The 5,247-nt window shown below is 42.4% G+C and carries 3 protein-coding genes; all 3 read left to right on the forward strand.

Translation table 11 applies throughout. The features are described 5' to 3' along the window. Positions 1-452: 452 nt before the first annotated feature. Positions 453-1,523, forward strand: coding sequence for a tyrosine-type recombinase/integrase (locus tag JWH17_RS22725; RefSeq protein ID WP_205224996.1), 1,071 nt, complete (start codon positions 453-455; stop codon positions 1,521-1,523). Between the two features lie 65 nt (positions 1,524-1,588). Next, a complete protein-coding gene (locus JWH17_RS22730; RefSeq protein ID WP_205224997.1) occupies positions 1,589-2,353 on the forward strand; it encodes a DUF3298 and DUF4163 domain-containing protein in 765 nt (254 codons plus the stop codon). A gap of 114 nt (positions 2,354-2,467) precedes the next feature. Further along, the gene (locus JWH17_RS22735; RefSeq protein ID WP_205224998.1) at positions 2,468-4,426 is read left to right on the forward strand and encodes a hypothetical protein; all 1,959 of its coding nucleotides are present in this window, start codon (positions 2,468-2,470) and stop codon (positions 4,424-4,426) included. Positions 4,427-5,247: the final 821 nt, after the last annotated feature.

Raw genomic sequence — 5,247 nt, forward strand, 5'->3', positions numbered from 1 at the left:
TGAAGGAATTTTCAAATGACAAGCTGAAAAGGATAGCAAAAGTTTGCTTGCCCTATGAACCGATTGTGTTCGCTGATGCGACTGGCTGCGGCCGCCTTTGAAAAAATTGCTATTTATGGACAGACACAAGCTAATAGGAGGCTACTAAAGAGTGTATAGTGTGGGCTGGAGAAAGGGTGACAGCTAGGCATAAAAAAAGGAGTCAAATCGAAACGATAAGACTCCTTAATATAACTGGCACGCCCGGAGGGATTCGAACCCCCGACTCTCGGATTCGAAGTCCTTACTGGACGCTAAAGCGTCTAGCTCTATCCAGCTGTTTACACTCAGCTAACATAATGTAATCAAAGAGTTTATCCTTGTACGCTCTAGTTTCCTTCCAGCTACCCTCAAGACCGCCCCAACTCCATAGCTCTCCAAAGAGTAACCACCATGTAACCACCGGAGAGACCATGGCAATCTCATTAAGATGTACCAAGTGCAAGACTAACTACCGTTTGAATCAGAAGAAGTGCAATCGATGCAATGAACCTCTTGGCTCAAAGTATCAAGTAAGAGTTAAAGATCCTGCAAGCGCTAAGTTCAAGAGTAAGATGGTTGACTCACTGTCCCTGGCTAAGAAAGTAGAGTCCAAACTGAAGGTGCAGATGTTGGAGGGGGAACTTTTCAGCCAGAAGAAGCCCAATGAGTTTAGCTTCAACAGATACCTCAGCTACGCCAAGCAACACAAGAAGACTTGGAAGGATGATGAGAGCAGATGGAACAAACACATAAAAGGGAAGAAGCACAACAGCAGCCAAGGCATTCAGCAGATCCTCAGCGACATGCAGCACCTCAAACCAGCTACGAGAAGACATGCGTTTACACTGATAAGAAGAGTGTACAACTGGCATATCCAGCAAGGACTATGGCATCAGGAGAACCCCGTCAAAGGCATAAAGCTTCCAAGGTTTGATAATAGAGTGAGTAACATCTTGAATCAGGAACAACTCAAAACCTTTGTTGAGCACCTTAACCAATGGGAAAACAGGAGAGCTGCATTGGCCATCCTATTTGCTATCTATACAGGGAGAAGAAAAGGAGAGATCATGGGGCTTGAATGGCAGGACATCTCTCATGATCTCCAGTTCATTACATGCAGAAATACCAAGAACGGTGAGACCATGAGCTTTCCTTTAAATTCCAGTGCAATTGCTGTTCTCAGGGAAGTGAAGAGCCTTAAAGAAAGCTCTGAGTTTGTCTTCTGTTCGTCTACTGGTGACTATTATTACAATGGCCTCTCATTGGCCTGGAATCGCCTCAGGAAGCGATTAAAACGGGAAGGCACCCTTGATATCACATCAATAAGATTTCATGACCTGAGGCACACATACGCCTCTCATTTGGCCTCCTCTGGGCAGGTAGATATCTATACCCTCAAGACTTTGCTAGGGCACAAGGACATAGCGTTAACGGAGAGGTACAGTCATCTGAGTAACGAAAGGTTAAAGAAATCAACCGAGGTGCTGGACACTCTATTCTGAGGTGATACACTCTTAACATTAGCTCCTATAAAACTAATCCACTCAAACCCTCAAGGTCTCACTTTATGGAAAAGGTTACGATTGCTAACTTGAGCACTAAAGCCAGCTTTGCTGCTCTAATGATATTCTCGATTCTCAGCTTTAGCGGAAACCTTCATGCTGAAGAGGAGCAGAGATATGCTAAACGTACCATCAAAAAGGAATACTCAGGTGTAGAGATAGACATAAACTATCCGTTCATGACAGATAAGACACCATCAGCTGCAGTATTCAATAAGCTGGTAAAGGACATTACAGTTAAAATCTGGCCACAGTATTACCAATCATCTCTCCCAGAAAGCCAGAGGAAACCACTATGGGAAATGGAACTGTGTGGAGATGATGAAGAGAAGTGTAACAAGACGTATTCCTTAGATTATGAAGTCTATTATGCTGAAGACAATTACGTCAGCATTAGGTTTAAGCAGTACTGGTACCAAGGAGGGCTTCATGGATCATACGCTTCCTTTGGACTTAATTATAATATACAAGACTCGGAAGAGATGAAGCTGGACGATCTGTTTCAAAGTGATTCTTCATACCAGGATAAGCTTGTAGAGTTAAGCGATCAAGGCTTGAAAGATGTTGATTGTGCGTACGAAGAAGCTGATCGAGAATATGACTTTGAGAACTGGATGGTTAATCAAGAGGGGCTAGAGATTATCTTCCCCATATACTCTGTGGCACCCTATTCATGCGGGCAGCAAAGTGTTTCCATTTCCTTCTCAAGCCTTCAAGATATTCTCAGTGATACATTTGTAAGCCTGTTAAAGCATAAGAAAGTCAACTGAGGTGCTGGACAGTATCCTTTAAAGTGCTATAATCCAATGAAAAATCAAAAGCCCTCTACGACCTGTGGAGGGGCTTTCTTCTTTTGAAATCATATACATTCATTGAAGGGTCTCGTGATAACAGAAAATGTAAAGGGTATTATAGATGTGGTTAACAAAGCTGGTGCTGATGATGACGCACAGGAGTTGTTCAAATGCATCATCAGTCAGTTGTCAGCATACGGAATAACAGTCACAGGCTACCCAGATTATATGATGGCCATCAACGAGCTATCTAACTTTCTTATAGCCAAGGCATACGGGTTAATCGATGGAAGGCATTGTATCACTCTCCCTGCTGGCTTTGGTAAGTCAACGGCTCTGAAATGTTTAATTCGAATACTGTTTCTCAAAGGTATGAAATCAAGGTCGTTTGAGCATCCAATAGCTATAAACATCGAACGAGTTGAAGACGTTGAAGCCTTCTATAAAGACCTGGTGGATAACTATGATGTGGATGAAGATTATGTAGCCAGGATTCACTCTGACCTGACCGACCATGACGTTCAGCTCCAAGCCAATTCTTTAATTCAGTACTATGGGTTCTTAAAGAGAAAACCTTTTATTATTATCACCCATGCTCGATTAGCTGTTCCTCAGTTTGAAAAGGACTATTACGAGTATGAAGATTTCACGACAGGCAAAGGGAGGACAAGAGCGTTATTTTGGGATGAGGAGATCCAACCAGCCATCACCAGCACCATTGAAGTTAAAGCTCTTTTGGGAGAGATCGATAAATACATTCCCAAAATTCAAGATGAAATTAATGATGCTGGCGGGAATGTACAGAAAGAAAAGATGTTGGTTAGGCTGGGAAAGCTATTTGCTAACATCAGGCCAGATCTTAGGAAACACAGGGACACCTCTGGTGTCATCCATATCACAGGCAATGAACTGTCAGGCATTAAACCATCACAGATCAACTGGCTAACTATTGATAGAGATCCTGTACCAGATAACCTCAAAACCTTCCTGCTAACCCTGCTTGATAACAATGCCACCCAGAACGGTGAGGTGATACTTAAGAATCTTGGAGTGGCTCACGTGCTTACACACCGACAGGTTCTGTCAGATACAGTTACAAACCTTACAGTCCTTGATGCTTCTGTCCCTCTGCGAAAGCTATCCCAAATAGATAACTCTTTTAAGATTGCAGACATCAGCGCATCAATCGATTACTCCGATGTGAATATACATATTCACCAATACGCCTCTGGTAAAAGCAGTATTAATCCAGCATTCAAGGGGAAGCAGCAGAACCCATATGTAGGTTTTATCAGAGAGCATATCGACCCAAAGGGAAAAACACTGATCATCTGCCACAAGGACGTAGAAGATGAGATCTTAAAGCTATTCAAGGGGCCAAACGTGGAAGTCGCTCATTATGGGGCTATCAATGGTAGGAATGATTGGTCTGATTACGACAGGTGCATTCTCCTGGGACAGTTTAGAGAACCTGAATCATCATACAGGTGTAAGGTTGCATCCAGACTCAAGGATAATGACTTCAACCACTCTGATCTGGACAGCTTGACTCGTGAGGTAAATAGAACAGATTTTGTGCACCATGCTTATCAAGGGTTGAATCGTGTACGGTGCAGGAGAATTGTAGGGTCAGATGTTAATAGCGACAGCTGTACAGCTAAGGCGATGAAAGCAGATATCTATATGTTTGACAAAGACCCTGATATGGTTGCAGAGTTACTAAAAATACAGATGCCCAATGCTAACGTTCAAGTACACCGGAAAGGTTCTACTGGGCTTTCTGAGGCATTTAAAGATGCAAATGAAGCTAAAGGGGATGGCAAGAGAAAGGGTCCTTACGATGATGATATCAACGATCTGCTAATACCCAAGATGAAGCCAGAAACCTTGTATAGCAGGAAGGAACTTATCGACCTCATAAAAACAGAAGAGAAGGCTGAAAGTATAATCAGAGCATTAGTTGGCAGTATACATAAGTTCCCTGCAATTAAGAAGAGCGGTAGAGGTAGTGGAACCAAGTACTTCATAGAACCGGGCATTAAGTTCTAACTGTGGGGGTGTGAGTTGTCCATGCTTAAACAGTTAACTCTATTAATAAATAGGCTTAAGTGCTTAAATGTCTTTGGCTCTTATTCTTGATATTAGCTTCTGACCTTAAGGAATTCTCAGCACTGAAGCAGCTTATAATTTTATTGCATCTAGCTTCAGCGCTTACAGTTCTCACTGTCCGGTTCTGGGTCTAGCGTTTAGCAACTAAATCAAGATATTGAAGGATACTCGAGCGACCATGATGAAGGGTATTTGTTTTCTAACATTGCTACTTATAACATGCTTTACGTTATCTAGTTGCTCACAGCGAGCTTGCCAACAGATAATGCTAGGAGTCATTCAGGGTGCTACTGAAGGTCTCAGTAGTTACAATCAGAGTCAGCGAACTTCCGTTACAAACAGCTATCAATCCAGTGGCTGCACATCTGACTACTCATGTGGCATCGGGAAAAAGTGTGTTAAGGCACCTCTCAAGAGTCATGGTGTCTGTATGAAAGCTGTAGATGAATATGGGGTGAACACCTACGACATGCCTGATACGGAGAGTATAGGCGTGAACATGGATTTAGATGGTCAATGCAGTTTCGATACTGATTGTCCTATTGGATTCCGTTGTGACAGCAAATACAAAGCTTGTATCAAAAGATAGGAGAGATAACTACTTCTAATCCGTCAGAGGTCTTTGTGTTAGCTGGTGTCTGTCCGCGAGAAGCTATTTATTTGATTTAGTAAGAGAAAATCGCCTTTTAAGGGATGCTCTTTTTACGATTCCTGGTAAAGTTTTTTTAGTAAGTCGCTAAAATTACTTGATTAACTATTTC

Origin of the sequence: Desulfogranum marinum, from assembly GCF_016918565.1 — a bacterium.
GTDB classification, from domain to species: domain Bacteria; phylum Desulfobacterota; class Desulfobulbia; order Desulfobulbales; family Desulfobulbaceae; genus Desulfogranum; species Desulfogranum marinum.